This window comes from Flavobacterium sp. YO12 (assembly GCF_004119495.1).
In the GTDB taxonomy this organism is placed as follows: Bacteria; Bacteroidota; Bacteroidia; order Flavobacteriales; family Flavobacteriaceae; genus Flavobacterium.
On record NZ_NRQU01000005.1, the window covers coordinates 18,891 to 38,292 of the forward strand.

At 35.2% G+C, this 19,402-nt stretch carries 9 protein-coding genes; 1 reads left to right on the plus strand and 8 read right to left on the minus strand.

The features are described 5' to 3' along the window. Positions 1-29: 29 nt before the first annotated feature. The 8 genes from BOW55_RS02470 to BOW55_RS02505 form a co-directional block, all read right to left on the minus strand. On the minus strand, positions 30-2,207 hold the full coding sequence (locus BOW55_RS02470; protein WP_129022830.1) for a glycoside hydrolase family 3 N-terminal domain-containing protein: 2,178 nt from the start codon (positions 2,205-2,207) through the stop codon (positions 30-32). 401 nt (positions 2,208-2,608) lie between these two features. Next, positions 2,609-3,901, minus strand: a complete 1,293-nt coding sequence (locus BOW55_RS02475) for a hypothetical protein (RefSeq protein ID WP_129022831.1) — start codon at positions 3,899-3,901, stop codon at positions 2,609-2,611. Positions 3,902-4,176: 275 nt separating this feature from the next. Next, positions 4,177-6,558, minus strand: a complete 2,382-nt coding sequence (locus tag BOW55_RS02480; protein ID WP_129022832.1) for a GH92 family glycosyl hydrolase — start codon at positions 6,556-6,558, stop codon at positions 4,177-4,179. Positions 6,559-6,924: 366 nt separating this feature from the next. Next, positions 6,925-10,269: a glycoside hydrolase family 38 C-terminal domain-containing protein gene (locus BOW55_RS02485; protein ID WP_129022833.1), complete on the minus strand. Its 3,345-nt coding sequence runs from the start codon at positions 10,267-10,269 to the stop codon at positions 6,925-6,927. A gap of 13 nt (positions 10,270-10,282) precedes the next feature. Continuing rightward, a complete protein-coding gene (locus BOW55_RS02490) occupies positions 10,283-11,797 on the minus strand; it encodes an arylsulfatase (protein ID WP_129022834.1) in 1,515 nt (504 codons plus the stop codon). A 228-nt stretch (positions 11,798-12,025) separates the two neighbouring features. Next, on the minus strand, positions 12,026-13,444 hold the full coding sequence (locus BOW55_RS02495) for a sugar porter family MFS transporter (protein WP_129022835.1): 1,419 nt from the start codon (positions 13,442-13,444) through the stop codon (positions 12,026-12,028). 100 nt (positions 13,445-13,544) lie between these two features. Then, the gene (locus BOW55_RS02500) at positions 13,545-16,211 is read right to left on the minus strand and encodes an ROK family protein (RefSeq protein ID WP_129022836.1); all 2,667 of its coding nucleotides are present in this window, start codon (positions 16,209-16,211) and stop codon (positions 13,545-13,547) included. Positions 16,212-16,217: 6 nt separating this feature from the next. Next, positions 16,218-16,958 carry a GntR family transcriptional regulator gene (locus BOW55_RS02505; RefSeq protein ID WP_129022837.1) on the minus strand — a complete coding sequence of 247 codons (741 nt, stop codon included), beginning with the start codon at positions 16,956-16,958 and terminating at the stop codon, positions 16,218-16,220. 583 nt (positions 16,959-17,541) lie between these two features. On the opposite strand from BOW55_RS02505, the gene BOW55_RS02510 reads away from it, so the two are divergent. After that, positions 17,542-19,215 (plus strand): GLPGLI family protein, encoded by a 1,674-nt coding sequence (locus BOW55_RS02510; RefSeq protein WP_129022838.1) that lies wholly within the window; start codon positions 17,542-17,544, stop codon positions 19,213-19,215. The last annotated feature ends 187 nt before the right edge of the window (positions 19,216-19,402 follow it).

Genomic DNA, 19,402 nt, shown 5'->3' on the forward strand with positions numbered 1-19,402 from the left:
TACTCTTTAATCTTTCTTCTATAATCTCTCTACTTCACAATCTCAAAACTACCTTCCAACATTGTATCTCTTGAATTCGATCCGATTTTCAATGTGTAGTTTCCCTCATAGATCTTAAATTGTTTTGTAGTCTCGTCCCATTTTTGAAGCTCTTCCAGTGGAATTTGCAATGTGATTGTTTTTGATTTTCCTTTAACCAACGAAACACGTTTAAAAGCTTTCAGTTCTTTCAACGGCATTCTATCAACGTTCGGATATTCTACATACACCTGAGCAACTTCATCAGCATCATAATTTCCTGTATTAAAAATTTCGATTTGCATTGAAATTTCGTCTGAACTCATTGTGACTCTCGTAGGTTGTCGAACCCAATTGTAGCCAAAAGTGCTGTAACTTAATCCAAAACCAAACGGATATTGTACTTCTTTATCAGAATAGCGATACGTTCTTCCTGCCATTGCATAGCTGTTATAATCTGGTAAATCGCTGAACGATTTGTAGAAACTAACCGGTAAATGTCCTGATGGAGAAACTTTTCCAAAAAGAAGATTAGCCAAAGCTGTTCCGCCTTGTTCTCCTGGATACCATGCAAAAACAATAGCATCTACATAAGGCTCAATTGCCGAAATATCAACTGCACTTCCGCCTGTTACTACTGCTATAAGAGGTGATTTAGTTCCTTTACGAAGCGCTTTTATATACGCAATATGCGACGCTGGTAAATCCATGTTTTTTCTGTCACCTTTTCCGTCAGCAAGGAAAGCATCACCTTCTTCGCCTTCGTAAACTGGAGTAAAACCAATTACTGCAATCGTCAAATCGGCCATAGAAGCTGCCCAAACACCACCAAAGTTTTTTGTGTCTGTAAAATCGCATCCCATATCATATTCTACACGAGTATCAGGATCTACAGCACCTGCAATTCCTTCTACAAAATTTACGGCTTTATCTGTAATTCCGTGATAATTACCTAATAAAGCATCTAGTGAAGCTGCATTTGGTCCAACGACAACCATCGATTTATAATCGTCTTTTTTCAACGGAAGCAATTTTGCTTTCTTCTCTCCCACTTCACCATTCTTCAACAAAACCATGCTTTGTTCTGCCATTTTTCGACTTAGATTTCTGTGATAGGTATTGGCAATACTGTCTATACCATACTTTCTATACGGATTATCTTCTGCTTTGTCGTAAAATCCAAGTTTAAACTGTGTACGTAATGTTGGTGCTAATGCGTTATCAATGTCTTTTTGAGTAATTAGTTTTTGATTCAAAGCATTGATAGCGTCTTTTTGCAATAATCCGCTGCAATCCATATTTACTCCTGCTTTAATTGCTTCAGCTGCAACAGTTACGCTGTTTGGCAGGGTTTTATGGCTTTCGTAAATATCCTGAAGAGCCCAACAATCGGTAACAACATGACCTCCAAAATTCCATTCATTTCGTAAAATATCTTTTAGTAATGTTTTACCTGTACAACATGGCTCAGAATTTACACGGTTATAAGCGCACATTACGGTTTCTACTTTTGCATCGACTAACTTTTTGAAAGCGTATAAATACGTTTCTCTCAAATCTTTTTCATCTACAATCACATCAATCGAGTGTCTGTTTTTTTCAGGACCGCTGTGTACGGCAAAATGTTTGGCACAAGCTGCCGCTTTCATATATTTTGGATCTGTTCCTTGTAAACCTTTTACATAAGCGGTTCCCATTTTTCCAGTTAAAAACGGATCTTCACCATAGGTTTCTTGTCCTCTTCCCCAACGTGGATCTCTGAAAATATTGATGTTTGGTGACCAAAAATTCAGTCCCATATATTGCAAACGACGATCTTTGGCTACAGCCATATTATTTTTGGCTCTGGCTTCGGTTGAGATTGCATTTGCAACCTCGTTTAATAAATTGTCGTTAAAGGAAGCTGCCATACCTAAAGCTTGCGGAAAAACAGTTGCTTTTCCTGCTCTCGCTACTCCGTGCAGCGATTCGTTCCACCAATTGTACTGCGGAATATCTAATCGTTTTACGGCTTTGCTTTCGAATCCTAATAAAGATATTTTTTCTTCAATTGTCAATTGTTTTAGTAAATCATCAACTCTTTTATCTATTGATAGATTTTGATTTTTGTAAGCTGCATTTTTTTGCTGCGCATAATTGATTCCTATACAAAAACAAAAAACAGTACAAATCGGAAATTTCTTAAACAATTCATTATTGAGATTTTAAAATTTTATTATCGTATTTCTTTTTTTTACTAAATCGTTTTATCAATTAAAGCAAATGGCTGTAAAATTCAGTTATGCCAAGTGTTTTCAAAAACTATAACTTACTTTACTTCAAAGAATAAACATTTTTCTTTATTACTTTATTTGAAATATTTCAGAAATTTAAAGATAGAATATCTTTTTGATTAAATAATACTCCGATTTTATCTAAATTTAATTTACAATTGCCTTTACTTTAACTTAAAAAATAAAAAAGAGATATCTCTTACGAAATATCTCACTTACATAAATGCAATCCTAAATTAAAGTTCTATAAAATTCTGCTCAATAAAAGAGGTGAAGTTGATAATTATCTTATCTACTTCACCTTTCTGTGGATTTTCTTATTTATTCAGATTTTCGAACATTACGATTGCGGTGTACAAAACTCCTGCTTCACCTCTAAAAGTTCCTGATCCTCTTGGTTCATTTTTTATCGAATACCATTCGTAGAAACCGTTATTGTCTTTTACGCGTTTCAGCATTGGCTGTACTTCTCTGTACGCTTCTTCCACATATCCATATTTAATTAACTGCTGAATTGTTCTTGCTCCAAACCAAGTCCAATCACCGCCATTTTGATAACTGTAAACCGGATTCATAATTTTGTTTACAAAAAAACCATTTGGATAAGGAGGATAAAGTGTTAAACCAATAGAAGGAGCTCCGGCTTCTTTTACTCTTTTTACCATTTCATCAAGCGAAGCTTTTACTTCTGCTTTGCTCAATAATCCAGCTTCCATTGCAACAGTTGTTCCTCCGAAATAAAAGATATTATTCTCATCAAAATCTGCTGGAAATGGCGAACCGTCTAAATACAAATGCGGAATGTATTTTTGATTTTTAGCATCCCAAAGATAAGTTCTTGTATTTTTAGCAACGTCTGTTTTGATTTTTTGCCATTTGGTTTTAGTTGACGGAATCATTTCCATTAAATTATTTAATGCTACAATAAACATTGCATTATCATAAATATCGCAAGCCATATGCGTATTTCCGTCAAGATCAACTCCGTAACCTTCCTCCGGCTGTACATCACCCCAATCTGCAGTAGTTGCGCCAGTAATTAAGCCGTATTTTGTGGTATAGCGGTTTTTCATTAAAAAGTCCATAGACCATTCTAATCTTTTTGCAACGGTTTTATCTCCCACTTTTTCTATCAGGATTGATTTATCACCTGTTAATTGAATATACTTATAAACGGCTTGTACCAATGAAGTTTCCTGATCGGTTTCAACCGTGTTTTTATGTGCAGCATATCTTGGTTCTAACTTTGAATAAGAGAAGTCTGTTTCTCCTGCTCCAATTTGTTCTTTAGGAGTATAACCGTCAATAATGTTTCCGTCATCTCCCTGCATTCTAAAAAACACTAACAGATTTTCTTTTATATCTTCTTTTTTAGTGACTTGTGCGGCTAATTCGATAAACGTATTATAATCACGAATCCACACTTCACGGTAACCGTCACCAGCATTTACGCCAGTTTTAATTACTTCTAAAGCTTTCTTTTTTACGAACGCCATATTTTGATCGTTCTTGATTTTCTCCGACATTTTTTTGTCAATCGGCATTTTTGGCTGCGCTGTAAGTGTCAGCATAAAAGCAAGTGCCGCTGCTGACGAAAGTATTTTTTTCATGTTTATTTAAATTGGAATTATTGTTTGTTGTTTTTAGTTCGTTGCGATTAGTTTTTTAAACACATAGAGACATAGATTTTAACTGTAAATAAAGAGTACAAAAAGAAATATATTTCTTTCACATAATTGGCTTTGTGAATTGTCACCCTGAACGTAGTCGAAAGGCGTTCTAATTGGCACGTGGGCTTCGACTCCGCTCAGCCTGACAAATGATTATCAAAAAAACTATGTTTCAATGTGTTTAAATAAATTCTCCATTAAAATATTTTAAAAACTTATTCACTTGTACTCATTGATGGCGGTGGTGTTTTTATACCCCATTTTGTATTTGGTTTTGCTCCCATTTCAAAAAATAAGGTTCCACCATCGGTTAGTTTTTTACGATCAATCCAGGCATTTTCTATTTTCTCTCCATTGAAAGATGCTGATTGAATGTATTTATTTTTCTTCGAATTATTTTTGGTCTCGATTACCAATTCTTCACCTTTATAATATTTCGGATCAAGTTTAATGGTCACTTTATCAAATAATGGACTTCCAAACTGAAATGTCGGATTCATGGCTGCATGTCCCTGAACATCAAACAATCCCATTGAAGCCATTACAAACCAAGCTCCCAATTGCCCTTGATCTTCGTCTTGCCCAAATCCATAACCGTGAAGTGGTTCAGCACCATAGAATTCTTCACAAATGGCACGCGACCATTTTTGAGTAAGCCAAGGTTTTCCAGAGTAATTAAATAGAAATGAATGATGTAGACAAGGCTGGTTTCCGTGATTGTAGAGCATTTCTAAACCTGAAAAACTATCAATTCCGTTGCCGCCGCCAAAAGTCGATTTTTGACTTTCATTAAACGTGGTTTCCAGACGTTTGTTGAATAAATCTAAACCTAAAACCTTGATTAATCCTGCAGGATCTTGCGGCACATACCAAGTATATTGATAGGCATTTGCTTCTTGAAATCCTCTCCAAGCCTGCATTGGATTGAAATTTTCAATGAATTTTCCGTTTTCATATTTTGGACGGATAAACTTGGTTTCAGGATCAAAAATATTCTTCCAGTTTCCTGCTTGTTTAGTTAGTTTTTTATAATCTTCGGTCTTGCCTAAAGCTTTTGCAAATTGAGAAACTCCGTAAGAAGTATACGCAAATTCCAATGTGTGAGAGGCACCAAAATTAAATACCCAGCCATTTGCAAGTGTGGTATCTTTTGCAGGAATATATCCGTCTTTTACAAAATAAGCCAAGTCATATTTTCCTGAACCAAACGGACGTTTGCTGTAACCTGTTTCATTTTTATAGGCAATTTTATAAGCTTCTTCTACATCAAAATCTCGAATTCCGCTATTGTAAGCTGTCGCAATCATCAAACCAAAACAGTTTGTCTGTACGCCATTTGCATGTGCTCCAGCGGCGGTTCCGTCGTGTAACCAGCCTGTTTCTTTTGCAAAATCAATATTCGATTGAAGGTATTCGCTCAAATAATCTGGGTACGCCAATGCCCAAAGTTGTCCTAAATTCCAGAATCCGCCCCAGATACCGTCTGTGTTGTAATGATTGTATTTTGGTTTTCCGTTTCCGTCAAGCGGAATTTTACCAATTTTACCATCATGTCTCGGATAACTTCCGTTAGCATCACTGGCTAATCCACGTCCTAGAAGAGCGTGATATAAACCTGTGTAGAATTTTACTTTATTGATACTGTCTTTTGTTTCTACTTTAATTCGACCTAACTTTTCATTCCATTTTTCGTGTGCCGTTTCTTTTACAGCATCAAAAGTTTGCCCTGTCGCTTCGGTTTTCAAATTCAATTTTGCATTTTCGATACTTGTATATGAAAGCCCCACTTGCATTTCGACAACTTCTCCTTTTTTGGTAGCGAAATTGATATACATTCCGTTTCCAATTCCCTTAGTTTCCTTTTGACCGTCAAACGTTTTATCTTCTACAAATGAACCAAAAGACAGAGGTGTTTTACTAAGCTGAATTACAAAATACATTTTTACACGCTTTTCAGGATCGCAGAATTTCAAATACTCGGGAAAAGTTTCTATTGTTCCTTCTAATGTATTTTTTCCAGAAAGTTTCATCGTTGCTTCGGCAACGCCGCTGCTTTCGCCTTGACGATGCCCAATATCAAAAATAATATGTGATGCTGCAGATTCAGGAAAAGTGTAACGATGAAAACCAACTCTTTCTGTCGCTGTCAACTCTGCTTTTATCCCATATTCTTTTAAGAAAACAGAATAATATCCCGGTTCTGCATATTCTTCTTCTTTATCAAATAATGATCGATATCCTGTTTCTGGTTTTTCTAAAGTTCCCGGCGTAGTCTGTAATTTTCCTGTTATTGGCATTGCCACCAAACCGCCAATTTGGAACTCGTGAAAATGTCCAAATCCTTCAATCGAATTATGACGATCGTCGTAGCCGCAAGGTGCCCAGCTTCCGCCGCTTCCGTAAGCATTGGTATGCGGAGCCAATTTTGCCATTCCAAAAGGCAGAGAAGCAGGCGTATAAAAAAACCAACGTCCGTGCACGGAACCTATCTGCGGATTGACCCAAGCTGTTGCATTAAAATCATCTTTTTTGTCCGAACAGGAAAAAAGCGAAATGATCATTGCGAACAATAATATTGTCTTTGAAATTGTTTTCATATATCTTAAATTTAATATCAGGGCATTTTTTTTAATTGCAACGGTAAATTTTTGACGCGGATTAAACGGATTCGCTATCGCGAAAACGCTGATTTTAACCGATTTTAAACCGTTGGGGCAATACTTCTAACACATAGAAATATAGTTTTTTATAACCATATTGTCAGGCGAAGTCGTTGTCAGGCTGAGCGTAGTCGAAGCCCATGTGCTAATTGGAACGTCCTACGACTTCGCTCAGGGTGACAATTCACAAAGCCAATTATGTGAAAGAAATATATTTCTTTTTGTCTCCTTTTTTAAGCATAGAATCTATGTTTCTATGTGTTAGATTATTATTATTTTGCGATTACGCCCAGCGGGTCAATTTTATATCTTCAGTATAAATTCTGAAACGCCGCTTCCTGTCATTTTAATTTCATCTGAACTTGCATTTTCAACTCCGGTTGTTTTATCTATAATTGCTTTTGGCTTCAATGATTTCCATACAAATTTAGTTTGCTGCTCTGATTGTTCTGGATTGAACAAACGCATCAATATTGTACCATCTTGATTTGGTGTTAAACTAGTTACCACGATTCTAGAATTAGTCAATTCGAATAAATTTGCAGGCAGTTTTACCTCTTCTTTTACAGTCATGGCAATTAACGGCTGTGTAAACTCTGCTGCTTCTTTTTCCATTACTGTCCGATCTGTCGTTTCATGAGGTCGAAGTGCATATTTAAAGTTTACAATGCCGCTCTGATCGGCTTTATAATTGGTGTGCCAATAATTGTTCATTACGTATGAAAACCATGTAGAAGTCGGTTTCTCCGTCTTTTTCCATTCTTTATAATTGGGCACAACCTCTTTTCGTTCATCAACCATACTGTTTGGTTCGACCAAAGGAGATTCTAAAAGCATCCACTGCACTCCTTTGTCTCCCGATGAAACATCAAGCCATCTTCTTCCATAAAGAAAATCCATATTTGATCCTGCCAATTGATCTTTCAAAAACTCAATGGTTCCATAACCTGCATCAAGCGTAGTTTTTGTTAATTGCGTATTGAATGGATATCCAAAATGAACACCTTCTTTGGTACGAATGGCTTTTTTGTCTAATATATTATGTATCAATACTTGATTACTTCCGCTGTAAAGCGAAATAATTCGTTCCAATTTATTAGCTCCCGGCGCATCAGATGTAATCGAAACTGAGGTTACTACCGGTCCGCTTTCCAAAGTTTTAACCTGAACATTTGTATTCGTTTGAACTTCTTCTGGATTTAAACCGGGAACGTACCAGTAACTGTTTAAACCTTGTTTATTGAAATCGCCCGCGTAATTATAATCTGAAATTGTTTTTAAATTCGTAATACTTCCGTTATTTTTATCCCAGCCAAACTCAATTTTTCCGTTCGACAAAGAATGATCTCGTAACACAAATTGATTGGTAAAATCTGATTTTGTTTTATCTGTAATTTCATAAAATGCAGTTCCTAAAGCAGGAACATCGGTTGCAATAAAGGCATATTTTCCGTTGCTCAATTGCTGTAATGGCGTAATTTTTCCGTTTGCATCTTTTACCGATTTTCCTTTTACACTTGTTTCAATAAGTACCAATCCCGTTCTTTTCCAAGATGATGTATTGAAAACGGCAATTTTCTTGGATTTTGAATTGCTTATAGTTTCAAACAAGTTTTTCTCTAATGCATTGATTTCTGCATCGGCATCCAGCATAAACTGTTTTTTTATGCGCCATTGTTCTGTCACAAAATGAGAATCTGGATCAGATATACTATTGTGCGCTCCCCAAGTATGTTCGTGAAACATTATGATATTTCTCCAAGCATCATAAAAATTCTGCTCATTGTATTTTTTAGGCTGCAACATAGTATAAAGCGTCGTTAATTGCTGCAAACGCAAACTGTTAACTCTGTTTTTGCCTTCTTCATCAGCTGTCGAAAGTGCTCCATCTTCCCAATATGGTGTCAAATCACCCTTTACAGTTGGTATTTTATCGCCGTACTTTTTCTCAAATGCTTCAAACATTTTATCAGCAGTATTGAGAATTAATTTTGGAGAAGCATATTTTTCATTCCACTTCTTTACAAAATCAGAAGCATTAGGTTCAATTGGAGCATTGTCTGCAATAATATTAAAACGCCATTGCACCATATCGTATGGATAATTATTGGCGGTTAATTCATTTAAATAATCTGCAATTTTCTTGGCTCCTCTTTCATAAATATCACCCGGCTGCATGCCGTGCCATGACGAATATCCTTTGGCTCCAGCCCAAAACAATACTTTATCTTGTCCAGACGGCGACGTCCACCAAACAGGTTTGTCTCCCCAGTTTTTAAGAAAATGACCTGCTCTGTCTCCTCTATACGGATGATCTAATCCCATAAAATTAGAACCTATGGAGAAATATTTTACGCCTCCTTTTGAAAGCGCAGTAACGGTTGACCAAGCAAATCCGGGTACATCAGAAATCATTGCGCTGTTTATCGTAAAACCAAATTCTTTACGAAGTTTAGCTGCATAATCTGTGTAATGAAACATTTCTTCGGCCTGACTCATTCCGGTAAGCATATTTACATATAATGCCGAAAGCAGAATGTCACCATTTTTTACTGCCGCTGTAAATTTCTCTTTTTGAGCTGGTGTCGCTACTTTCAAATAATTTTCGACTGCCCAAATTGATTCTATGTTCCATTTAAATTTTGCTTCTTCTGGATACAATTTTGTTTTTTCGATCATTTCGAGTGCATCGTCAATATTTTTATTGTGCACTTTTACAATCTCTGGCTGTAAATGCGAATAACCAATATCAGTATGTGAATGATGCAGTAAATGAAATTCTCTGTAAACAATAGGTTTAACAGCAAAAAAGTCATCGATAAAAGTTTTGCCTGCAAGTTTTACCTGCACTTTTATATTTTCATCTTTTATAACTGCTTTAATCGGAATATCAAAATTGTTCATTCCGTCTTTTGCCGTATAAGTATAATTTTCTTTCCCGCTGATTTTTACATTTACGGTTTCGTCTTTACCAAAATGCAAAACACTTAAAGCCAGCGTTTGTGTACCATCTTTTAAAAGAAAAGGCATTGGAGTAACTTTTACATTTTCTTCAAATGCAAATTTGAAGGTCATAAACCAATCATTGCTGTTTTGCTTTTGACCCACAATTTTTATTCGAACTGCTTGTCCGGGTTTTACTTTAGTGGCAGGAAGACGTAAGAATGCATATCCTTGAGAATCACTTGCTCCATCTAATTTTATCTGCTGAAATGCTAATGCAGATCCGTCATCTGCTTTAAAAATCCAGTTTGTCTTTTGATTTTTAGGTAAAGTAGTAAAAGTCAGAATCTTTCTTCCGTCGACATACAAATCAAAATTTCTGTCTCCGCTGCTCGATCCTGATGAATGTCCTGCAACCCAGCTAAAATATACATAATCGTCTTTTATAACTTTTGGAGCGGGAGCTGTTTCCCATTCTATTGTTTTATTTCCGTCTGTCGTTCTCGTTAAAAGTGCAACAGTTGCATAATCCTGAAAGGCCGAATTATATGTAATATTTTCTCCTGTAATTTCTTTTGCAAAACCATTAATCCAATTTATTTTTCCAAAAAAAGGAACTTCATTTTGTGCAAAAAGAGATTGTGTTACGAAAAGCAGTGAAAAATAAAGAAATAGTCTGCTTATATTTTGTTTTTGTAAGTTCATATTTTTTAATCAATTATGGTCTTGTTATTTCCAATTCTTTACTGGATTTTAGCAACGCTGAAAGATTTGCAACGACTTCAGGATATTGAGATGCGAGATTGATTTTTTCTCCTATATCTTTACTCAAATCGTACAACTGAGGCTTTGGGTCATTGCCTAACTCAATATTTACATCATGATCAACACGAGGTCCATTTGAAGGTTCAATATATTTCCATTTTCCTTGAATGATCGATAACGACGCGCCTTGTTCAATTAAATAAGATCGATCTTTTTTAGATTTTCCTGTTAGTTGCGCTGACATATCAAAACTATCCAGAGCATCTTCCTTTTGCAACGATTGTCCTGTGATTTTTGCTAAAGAAGAGAATAAATCTACATGACTTAGTAATACAGATGTCTTTTTATCAGGCTGTACACTTGCCGGCCATTTTACTATGAATGGAACTCTGGTTCCTGCTTCAAAAGCGCTATATTTTCCTCCGCGTAATGGTCCTGCTGGTTTATGACTGCCTAACATTTCAACCGCTTTATCCATATAACCATCGTTTACCACAGGTCCGTTGTCACTGCTAAAAATGATCAGTGTATTTTGACTGAGTTTCAGACTGTCCAATGCTTTTACAATTTCACCAACTGTCCAGTCTAGTTGTAATATGGCGTCACCTCTAAGTCCCATTCCGCTTTTGCCACGAAACATACTATGAGGATAACGAGGCACATGTATATCGCCAGTTGCGAAATACAGGAAAAAAGGATTTGAAGCATTTTTTGATATAAAACTGATGGCTTTTTTCGTAATATCACCCGCTATATCAGCATCTTTCCAATAGGCACTATGACCGCCGCTCATATATCCAATTCGGCTGATACTGTCTACAATTGTTTCGTTATGTCCTTGATTTGGATCAGGTTTCATTCGCAAAAGCTCAGGATTTTCTTTGCCTGTTGGATCATTGCCTACTTTTTCTTTATAACTAACCGTTATAGGATCTTTTGGATCAAGATTTACTACTTTGCCGTTTTCTAGGTACACACACGGAACTCTATCTAAAGTAGCGGGCATAATAAACGAGTAATCAAAACCAACTTCTTTTGGTCCAGGTTTAATTTCTTTATTCCAATCAATCCCGTTTTTTCCCAATCCTAAATGCCATTTACCAATTACAGCTGTAGTATAACCAGCTTTTTGCAGCATTGAAGGAAGAGTCGCTTTATTAGTCGGAATAATCAATGAGGCATCTCCGGGAGCTATTCCGGTTCCTTTTTGTTTCCAAGGATATTTACCCGTAAGCAATCCGAATCTTGAAGGTGTACAAGTGGCCGAAGTTGAATGTGCATTGGTAAATTGCAATCCTTGCTTTGCCAATTTATCAATATTTGGAGTACTGATTTTCGACATGCCATAGCAGCTTAAATCACCGTAACCCAAATCGTCTGCATAAATTACAATTATGTTAGGCTTTTGCTGCGCCCAAGTCGTAAGGTTAAAAACTAAAAGTATAAATAGTAGTATGTTCTTTTTCATAATATTTAAAGTATAAAATGAGGCTGCAAATAGTAAATTATTGATTTAACCTTTTGGACGTAATTAGTTTAAACACATAGAAACATAGATTTTATGCCCTATAAAGGAGACAAAAAGAAATATATTTCTTCTCATAGACCGCTATGTATTATTCAAATAAGTGAAACGTCTTTTTTAAGTAATCAAAAGCTATGTTCCTATGTGTTTAGTTTTTTTAGAAATTGCAATTTATGCTTTCTCGATTTCTTTGAGTCCTTCTGCATTTACATCTAAATTCCAAGATTTCTCAATTTCTTCAAGGCTTTTTCCTTTGGTTTCAAATAGTTTCTTTTTGGCGTAAGCAAAAGAAAGAATACAGAAAAATGAGAAGATGAAAAATGTAGCTGCAATACCCAATCCGTCTCTCATTATAGGAAACAACAAATTCACCAGCCAATCTGATACCCACATGGTCATAATACAGATAGACAAAGCTGTTCCTCTAATATGTGTTGGAAAAATTTCGGTTGAGATTACAAATTTTAATGGTCCAAGGGAGAAGGCAAAAAATAAAAGAAATAAGATGATACAAAACAGCATAAACCAGCCTGTAATATTCATCATAAAACAAAAACCTGTTAAAGCCAATGCAAAAGCGGCGCATAATGAACCTACAATATATAAAGGTCTGCGTCCCCAGCTGTCTACTTTTGAAATTGCAATAAAAGTAAAAAGTACATTCGCAGATCCTAATATTACTTGATAAAACAAAGCATCACTGGTTACGATACCCGCCGATTTCAAAATCGTCGGACCGTAAAAAATAACTCCATTAATTCCGCTGAACTGTGACAAAGCGGTAAGTACCATTGCCAAAATCAGTAGTTTGCGTAAAGGCAAACGAAGCAATTCCTGAATGCCACCAGATTTTTGACTTGCCATTTCTTTAATAGAATGCAGTTCTAATTGGGCTTTTTCGTTTCCATTTATTTTATTTAGTATTTTAAAAGCCTCTTCATCGAGTCCGAATTGCACTAACCAACGCGGGCTTTCTGGAACTATAAGCAATAACAAACAAAATGCTGCAGCAGGAATTACACCCACAATAAACATTCCGCGCCAAACATTTTCAACAAACAACCAATAAAGCAAACCATGACCTGCCGCAGAATGTGATACTGCATATTCTTGAAGGAAAAAATTACTGATATACGCTGCCAAAACTCCTACAGTTATAGCTAGTTGATAAAATACAACCAATTGTCCTCGTTTATGAGAAGGCGCTACTTCAGAAATGTAAAGCGGTGAAACATTTGAGGCTACTCCTACTCCCATTCCGGCAAGAACACGGAATAAAATTAATACTGGATATTCTTCTGAAAATGAAAAACCTACAGCGCTGATTAGAAACAATATGGCTGAAACAAACAATACTTTTTTTCTTCCGATTTTATCACTTAAATAACCAGAAAAAGCCACGCCGACAATACAACCTAATAAAGCGCAGGAAACAAATAATCCTTCTTGTGCTGATGATAAGCCGTACTGCATTTTTAATGGTTCGATAATTCCGCTGACAACGGCCATATCAAAACCGAATAAAAATCCTCCTAATGCTGCAATCAGTGTTATGAGCGATATGAAATAATTGGTTTCTTTGGTTTTCATAATAGTTTTGGTTCTTAGATAGTAGTTATAGTTAATTGTATTCCTATGGCTATATTAGAAAAGGACTAAATGGTGGTTCATTTAATTAATGTCCTTTCTGTTAACACCAGTTATCTTTTACATACGAAACCACTACAAAAGCTTTTTTACTGCCAATATGATTGATTTTGTATTTTGGAACATTTGCAGGAATAACAAAAGTTTCGGCATATTTGAATTTTTGACTGTTTTTTCCTGCGCTTACTTCGGCAATGTCACCTTCGACAAGCATACAAATATGACATTGTCCTAAAGTTTCTATTTCTATTTCTCCAGTAAATTCGTAGCGATCAACAGCATAAAAATGTTCTTCGTGGGTAGGCAGACTTACTTTTCTTCCATTCGAAAATTCTTTGCTTACACTTGGTTTCGAAATAAATTCTCTTTCCACTCTTTCGCCTTTTCTATCAAAATAAACGTTTTTAAATCCGTGTTCTACATTGATCGGACGCGGTTTTCCGTCTAAACCGGGGCGAACCCAATCGTACATTTTAAAGGTGAAAATATAAGGCGTGCTGCTTATTTCCAACACCATATTATTCTTGCCCGAAGCATGAATCGTTCCGTTAGGAATTAAATACAAACCATGTTTTTCAGCTTTGAATTTTTGCACATATTTTACAATATCAATTTCTTCTGCTTTTTCCTGAGATTCTATTAGTGCCTGTTTAAATTCGTCCGGATTAATATCTTCCTGAAAACCCAAATACACTTCGGCATCATCTTCACAATCCAAAATATAATAGGTTTCATCCTGTGTAAATGCTTCTCCAAAATTCTCTTTAATGTACTCTGGACGCGGATGACATTGTACTGAAAGATTCCCACCATCAAAAGTGTCTAGATAATCGAAACGAATGGGGAAATAATTTCCAAAACGATCCGCTGCTTTTCCTAACACTTTTTTATTATCCTGAAACAGTAAAAAATCAAAAGAAACTTCTAACAAATGGTTATTTCCCTCAAACACGATTCCGTTTTCTGGACTGATTAATTCAAAAGACCACGCATAATTTACTTCGTCCTGATTTAAATCAGTAATATTCTTTTTCATCCAATCACCTCCCCAAACTCCTGCTTCAAACCAAGGACGTGCACGCAACGGACTTTCGAGCATTAGATTCAATGCATTTCTAAAATCGTTTCCTTTCATCCAAGTGATTTCATCGATACGCTGCTCGTCAATAATAATGTCGATTTTTGAAAGCAAGCGTTCTTTGTGACTATTTAAAACTGGCCATTCTATAAAATACATTCTTTTATAAATTTGAGAATAAGCCAAAGTATCGTTACTGCCCATATTTTTTGCAGAACCGGCTCTCATTCTATACTGAATTTCATTTTTTGGAACGTCAACATAAATAAGCTGTCCTTCCCAATTTGACAATGAAGCTCCAGTTCCGTATACTATACATATATCTGTACTTGCGTCTGGCTTAAGTTTATTTAATTTTTCGGCTTCGAAGAAATCAGAAAGTTCTCCCAGATATTTTTTTCCAAAAACAGGATCATCTCCATTTAGGTTTGGCTTAATCATTTTACTAATTTCTTCGCTTGATTTTAAGCAGGAATCAATATCGTACCAAAGCACATTTTTCTTTTTTTCGATCAAAGCCGAATTTAAATGATGTCTGAAATTTTCCCAAAGGACACCGCCAAATCCATCAATAACAACAATCTTTTGTCCTGCCATTTGATTCGCCAAACTCTCAAATCCCACAAAAACTTCAGATTTTGAAGGAAAAGAAGGAAAAACATTGTATGCTCCATTTTCTTTTATAACAGCTTGTACAGGCAATAAAGGTTGTGTCGTTTTTCTTTTAGATTGAATAGATTTTTCCATTTGTATTTTATTTTTCTTATCTGCAATAATTGTCGCTCCTCTAAGAATACTCAGTTCGGCGTCATCACAGAAAATAATATTTACTTTTATTTTTAATTCTTTAAAGGCTTCTTCTAAAGAGGGCATAAATAGTGCTTTGGCTTTAGAAATATTACCACCAATTACTAATTCTTCGCATCGAAATTTTTCAAACCAAGGAAAAAGAAACGTTCCCATATTTCGACCGAAATTGGCGAAAACTGTTTTTGAAATATCAGTATTTAAATTTGCAATTGCTTTAACGGATTTAATATTTTCGCCCGAAAGTCTTTTGTACTCTGCCAAAAGCCAGCGGACTGAGAAATAATCATCTGCTTTTTGTTCTAAAAAAGGCTGGTTATAAAAAGCGCCGCCTTCTGGAATGTCAGGATGTTTTTTAATTAGTTCTCCATCTAACATTATGGAAGAACCAAATCCAGTTCCTAAAGTCACAAAAACAGTTCTTGCACTGCTTAAGTTGTGACGGAAATAGGCACCTTCGGCAAAACAATCTGCATCGTTTGCAAAAACAAAAGGAACATTTTTTAAACCTGTATTATTCTTTAATGCCTGCTGCATATGAATTCCAAAAGTGGTCTCGAATTTTCCGCCCACTCCTAAAACTTCACTCACTCCTTTCTCGTAATTAAAAGGTCCGGGAAAAGCAATTCCAATCGTATCAATATTATTGGATTCAATCAAAGCTTCTTCAATAGAACTGCTCAGCAATGAAATAATACTAGATGCTTTTTCTTTTGAATTGATTTCCTTTCTAATTAAAGTCTGCGATTGTTCATTAATAATATTCTTATCGATAACACTTACTGTAATATGACTTCCGCCTACATCAATTCCTAACTTTTTCATTCTATTTTAAATCGTACGTTTGATTTCGATTGTATAGGTAAACCAATCGTTTCGATAGTAACAAATGTTATATTCGATTGGTTTTCTAGCCGTATCAAGAACAGCTCTTTTTCTTTCTAGAACGGGCTGATTTTTCTCAATTTTTAATAGACTTGCAATACGTTTACTTGCGGCAATAGCTTTTAATTCTTCTTGCGAATACACAGGAACGACATTATACTTATTGCCCAATATCTCATATAACGGTGTTTCAAAATTCTCCTCGACAGAAAGTCCAATTCTTGGATGAAAATAAGATTCGAAATAAACCATTGGACTATCATCAATACTTCTTGTACGCTGCAGAAGTAAGACTTCATCACCTTCATTAATTTGAAGATATTTAGCAACTTTAGCGCTGGCTTTAACCATTTCTACATTCAAAGAAAGATTCTTAAACTCTAATCCCATATCTTCCATCTCGTGAGTAAAACTCATCCAATTGTTCAGATTGGTGGTAATTCGATTTTGAGAAACTCGCGTTCCTGAGCCTTTTTTTCGCACTAACAGCTTTTCATTTACCAAAATTGCAATTGCCTGACGAAGCGTATTGCGTGAAATCCCCCAGCGTTTAGCCAAATCCACTTCTTTTGGAAATAACTCTCCATCTTTAAAATCGGGATGTTTGATCAATTCGCGCAATAACTCCTCCACTTGTTTGTGCAACGGAGTTTTACTGTCATGATCTAATAACGGTATTTTGTTCATATGTTCATACATATGGCAAATGTACTCGTTTTTTATTACGAACAAAATTATTTTTTAAAAAATGTAATTAATTGATTACTAAACATTTTTAGTAAAAACCATTTCTTACTAAAACGATACAGTAAATTCGCTGATTATCAAGTAACGACTCTAAAATTGAACATTTTTTCACTAAAAAAAGTTAGTATGTTCCTATTAGAGCTTAAAAATTTCTATCTTAGCTTTTGCGAAAAACGGTATACATTACAATTGTACTTCTCTATTTTATAATTTTCAAAACACTATGAAACTGCATTTTTAATTCTGATTTCATTTTAGATTTGTAATTTTATTAAATCGATTTAGCAAATTAGCTCTGGGTCAATACAAAAAACTATGGAGCAATATTAAAAGATGAATTTAACCGCAAAGTTCGCTAAGATTATTTAAAGTTATAGTTTTATAAAAACACAAAGTTCGCAAAGCTTTGTGTTGATGTAGCTTTGCGAACTTTTGTGTTTTCTATGTGCAAAGTAAAATTAAATCTTAGCTCCCTTTGCGGTAAAAATGACCAGAAAAACTGATAAACCAAACAAACCATAACATGAAAAAAACATTATTTGCTCTCTTTATCTTTTGTACAACTACAATGTCTTTTGCTCAAAAAACAGCCAAAGCAATAAAAATTACTTACCAAAGAAGCTACAACGGAAAAATCAGCGAAAACCAAGATCCTTTGCTTTTATTTGCTTCTAAAGACTTAAGTTTAGTAACATCTGATAAGATCACGCAGCAAAAAGCAGATTTGCCTTTTGAGCAGACTTTTGTTGATTTTAATTCTAAAACTATCCTGCAATGGGCACAGCTTAAAGCAAATAAATCTATTCTTGGTCAGGATAGCGAGGCTTTGGGAAAACAAAAGTTTGAGTTTAGTAATGAAACTAAAAAAATCCTGAATTATACCTGCAAGAAAGCTACAACATCTGTAAACTCAAATAAAATAGAAATTTGGTACACGAATGAATTAGGTTTAAAAGGCGGACCGAGTGTTCTTGGACAAGATTTAGGTTTAGTTCTAGAAACTAATCGTAACGGAAATTCTATTGTTACAGCTTCAAAAATCGAGATTCTAAAAACGGTTCCTGCTATTTTAAAAATACCTGCTGTACAAACTGTTGACCAGCTGACATATAAAGACTTATTATGGAAAAGCCGTTTCACTAATATTTCAGTTTTCGAAAAAGAGCAAATTAACTTTTCATCTGATTCAAAATCAAATGACAGCATTCTCCGATTTGCAAGTGGTACTATTATTGTTCGAAAAGTCAAATTTCCTGAAATAAAAAATGGCAGTGCTATTTTTGTTGATGTAACACAGCAATCTAATGGTGATGCTTACGACAGAACCGGCTCCGTTTTTATGATTCCAATGGATAAAAAAAGTTCTTTTCTTGACGGATTAAAGAATGGCGCAAAAACACTTCCTGTTTACGAAAATGGAAATGGTAAAAAATATCAAGGTGTTACTGCAACAGATGATTATTCGCCATTGTTAGAATTAATGCGCTTTTTTACTCCGTTTGGTGTAAAACATTTCAACTATTTACAGCTTAAAAATAAGGTTTGGCAAGACAGTGCTTTCTATCGTCAGGACATTTCATTATTACAGCCAAAATTGAGCAATCAGGAGGTTTATATCGGAATGTTTATTGGGAATTATGATGCAGGTGGACACAAAGCGAGTTTGAATATATCTATTCACGAAGGCGAAGATAACAATGAAAAAGGCGATTTTATTCTTCCTTTGTTCAATACACTAAACGTAATGGAAATGGCGGGGCAAGATTATGCAACTATGTTTGATACTGAAAAAGGTTTGGAAATGTCATTTGAAGTACCGCAGGGATATAAAAACTTTAAATTAAGTTACACCACAACTGGTCATGGAGGCTGGGAAAACGGTGATGAATTTTTGCAAAAAAAGAACTCTATTTTTATTGATGGCAAGGAAGTATTTGCATTTACACCTTGGCGTACAGATTGTGGTTCGTATCGATTGAGTAATCCTGCTTCGGGCAATTTTGGAAATGGTTTATCATCATCAGATTTAAGCCGTTCTAACTGGTGTCCGGGAACAACAACGAATCCAAATTTAATTGATTTAGGAAATCTTACACCTGGAAAACATACTATTCGTGTTTCTATTCCGATGGGAAAACCAGAAGGAACGAGCAGCAGCGCATGGAATGTTTCGGGATTCTTGGTTGGAGAAAGGTAATTGATAATTAAACTTAGATAATATCGACTTACTGATTAAAGGCAAGTCTTTATATATTTAAGCTTCAAAAAATTAAAATTAACTCGTTGGATGTAACTCCTAAAAAATTAAACACATAGAAACATAGATTTTATATCTACAAGAGGTGACAAAAAAGAAATACAATTCTTTCACATAGAACAACTAT

Bases quoted from the DNA above. Each gene is read 5' to 3' on its own strand.
- BOW55_RS02480 (WP_129022832.1), bottom strand. From the start codon at position 6,558: ATGAAAACAATTTCAAAGACAATATTATTGTTCGCAATGATCATTTCG.
- BOW55_RS02475 (WP_129022831.1), bottom strand. From the start codon at position 3,901: ATGAAAAAAATACTTTCGTCAGCAGCGGCACTTGCTTTTATGCTGACA.
- BOW55_RS02490 (WP_129022834.1), bottom strand. From the start codon at position 11,797: ATGAAAAAGAACATACTACTATTTATACTTTTAGTTTTTAACCTTACG.
- BOW55_RS02500 (WP_129022836.1), bottom strand. From the start codon at position 16,211: ATGAAAAAGTTAGGAATTGATGTAGGCGGAAGTCATATTACAGTAAGT.
- BOW55_RS02510 (WP_129022838.1), top strand. From the start codon at position 17,542: ATGAAAAAAACATTATTTGCTCTCTTTATCTTTTGTACAACTACAATG.
- BOW55_RS02485 (WP_129022833.1), bottom strand. From the start codon at position 10,269: ATGAACTTACAAAAACAAAATATAAGCAGACTATTTCTTTATTTTTCA.
- BOW55_RS02495 (WP_129022835.1), bottom strand. From the start codon at position 13,444: ATGAAAACCAAAGAAACCAATTATTTCATATCGCTCATAACACTGATT.
- BOW55_RS02505 (WP_129022837.1), bottom strand. From the start codon at position 16,958: ATGAACAAAATACCGTTATTAGATCATGACAGTAAAACTCCGTTGCAC.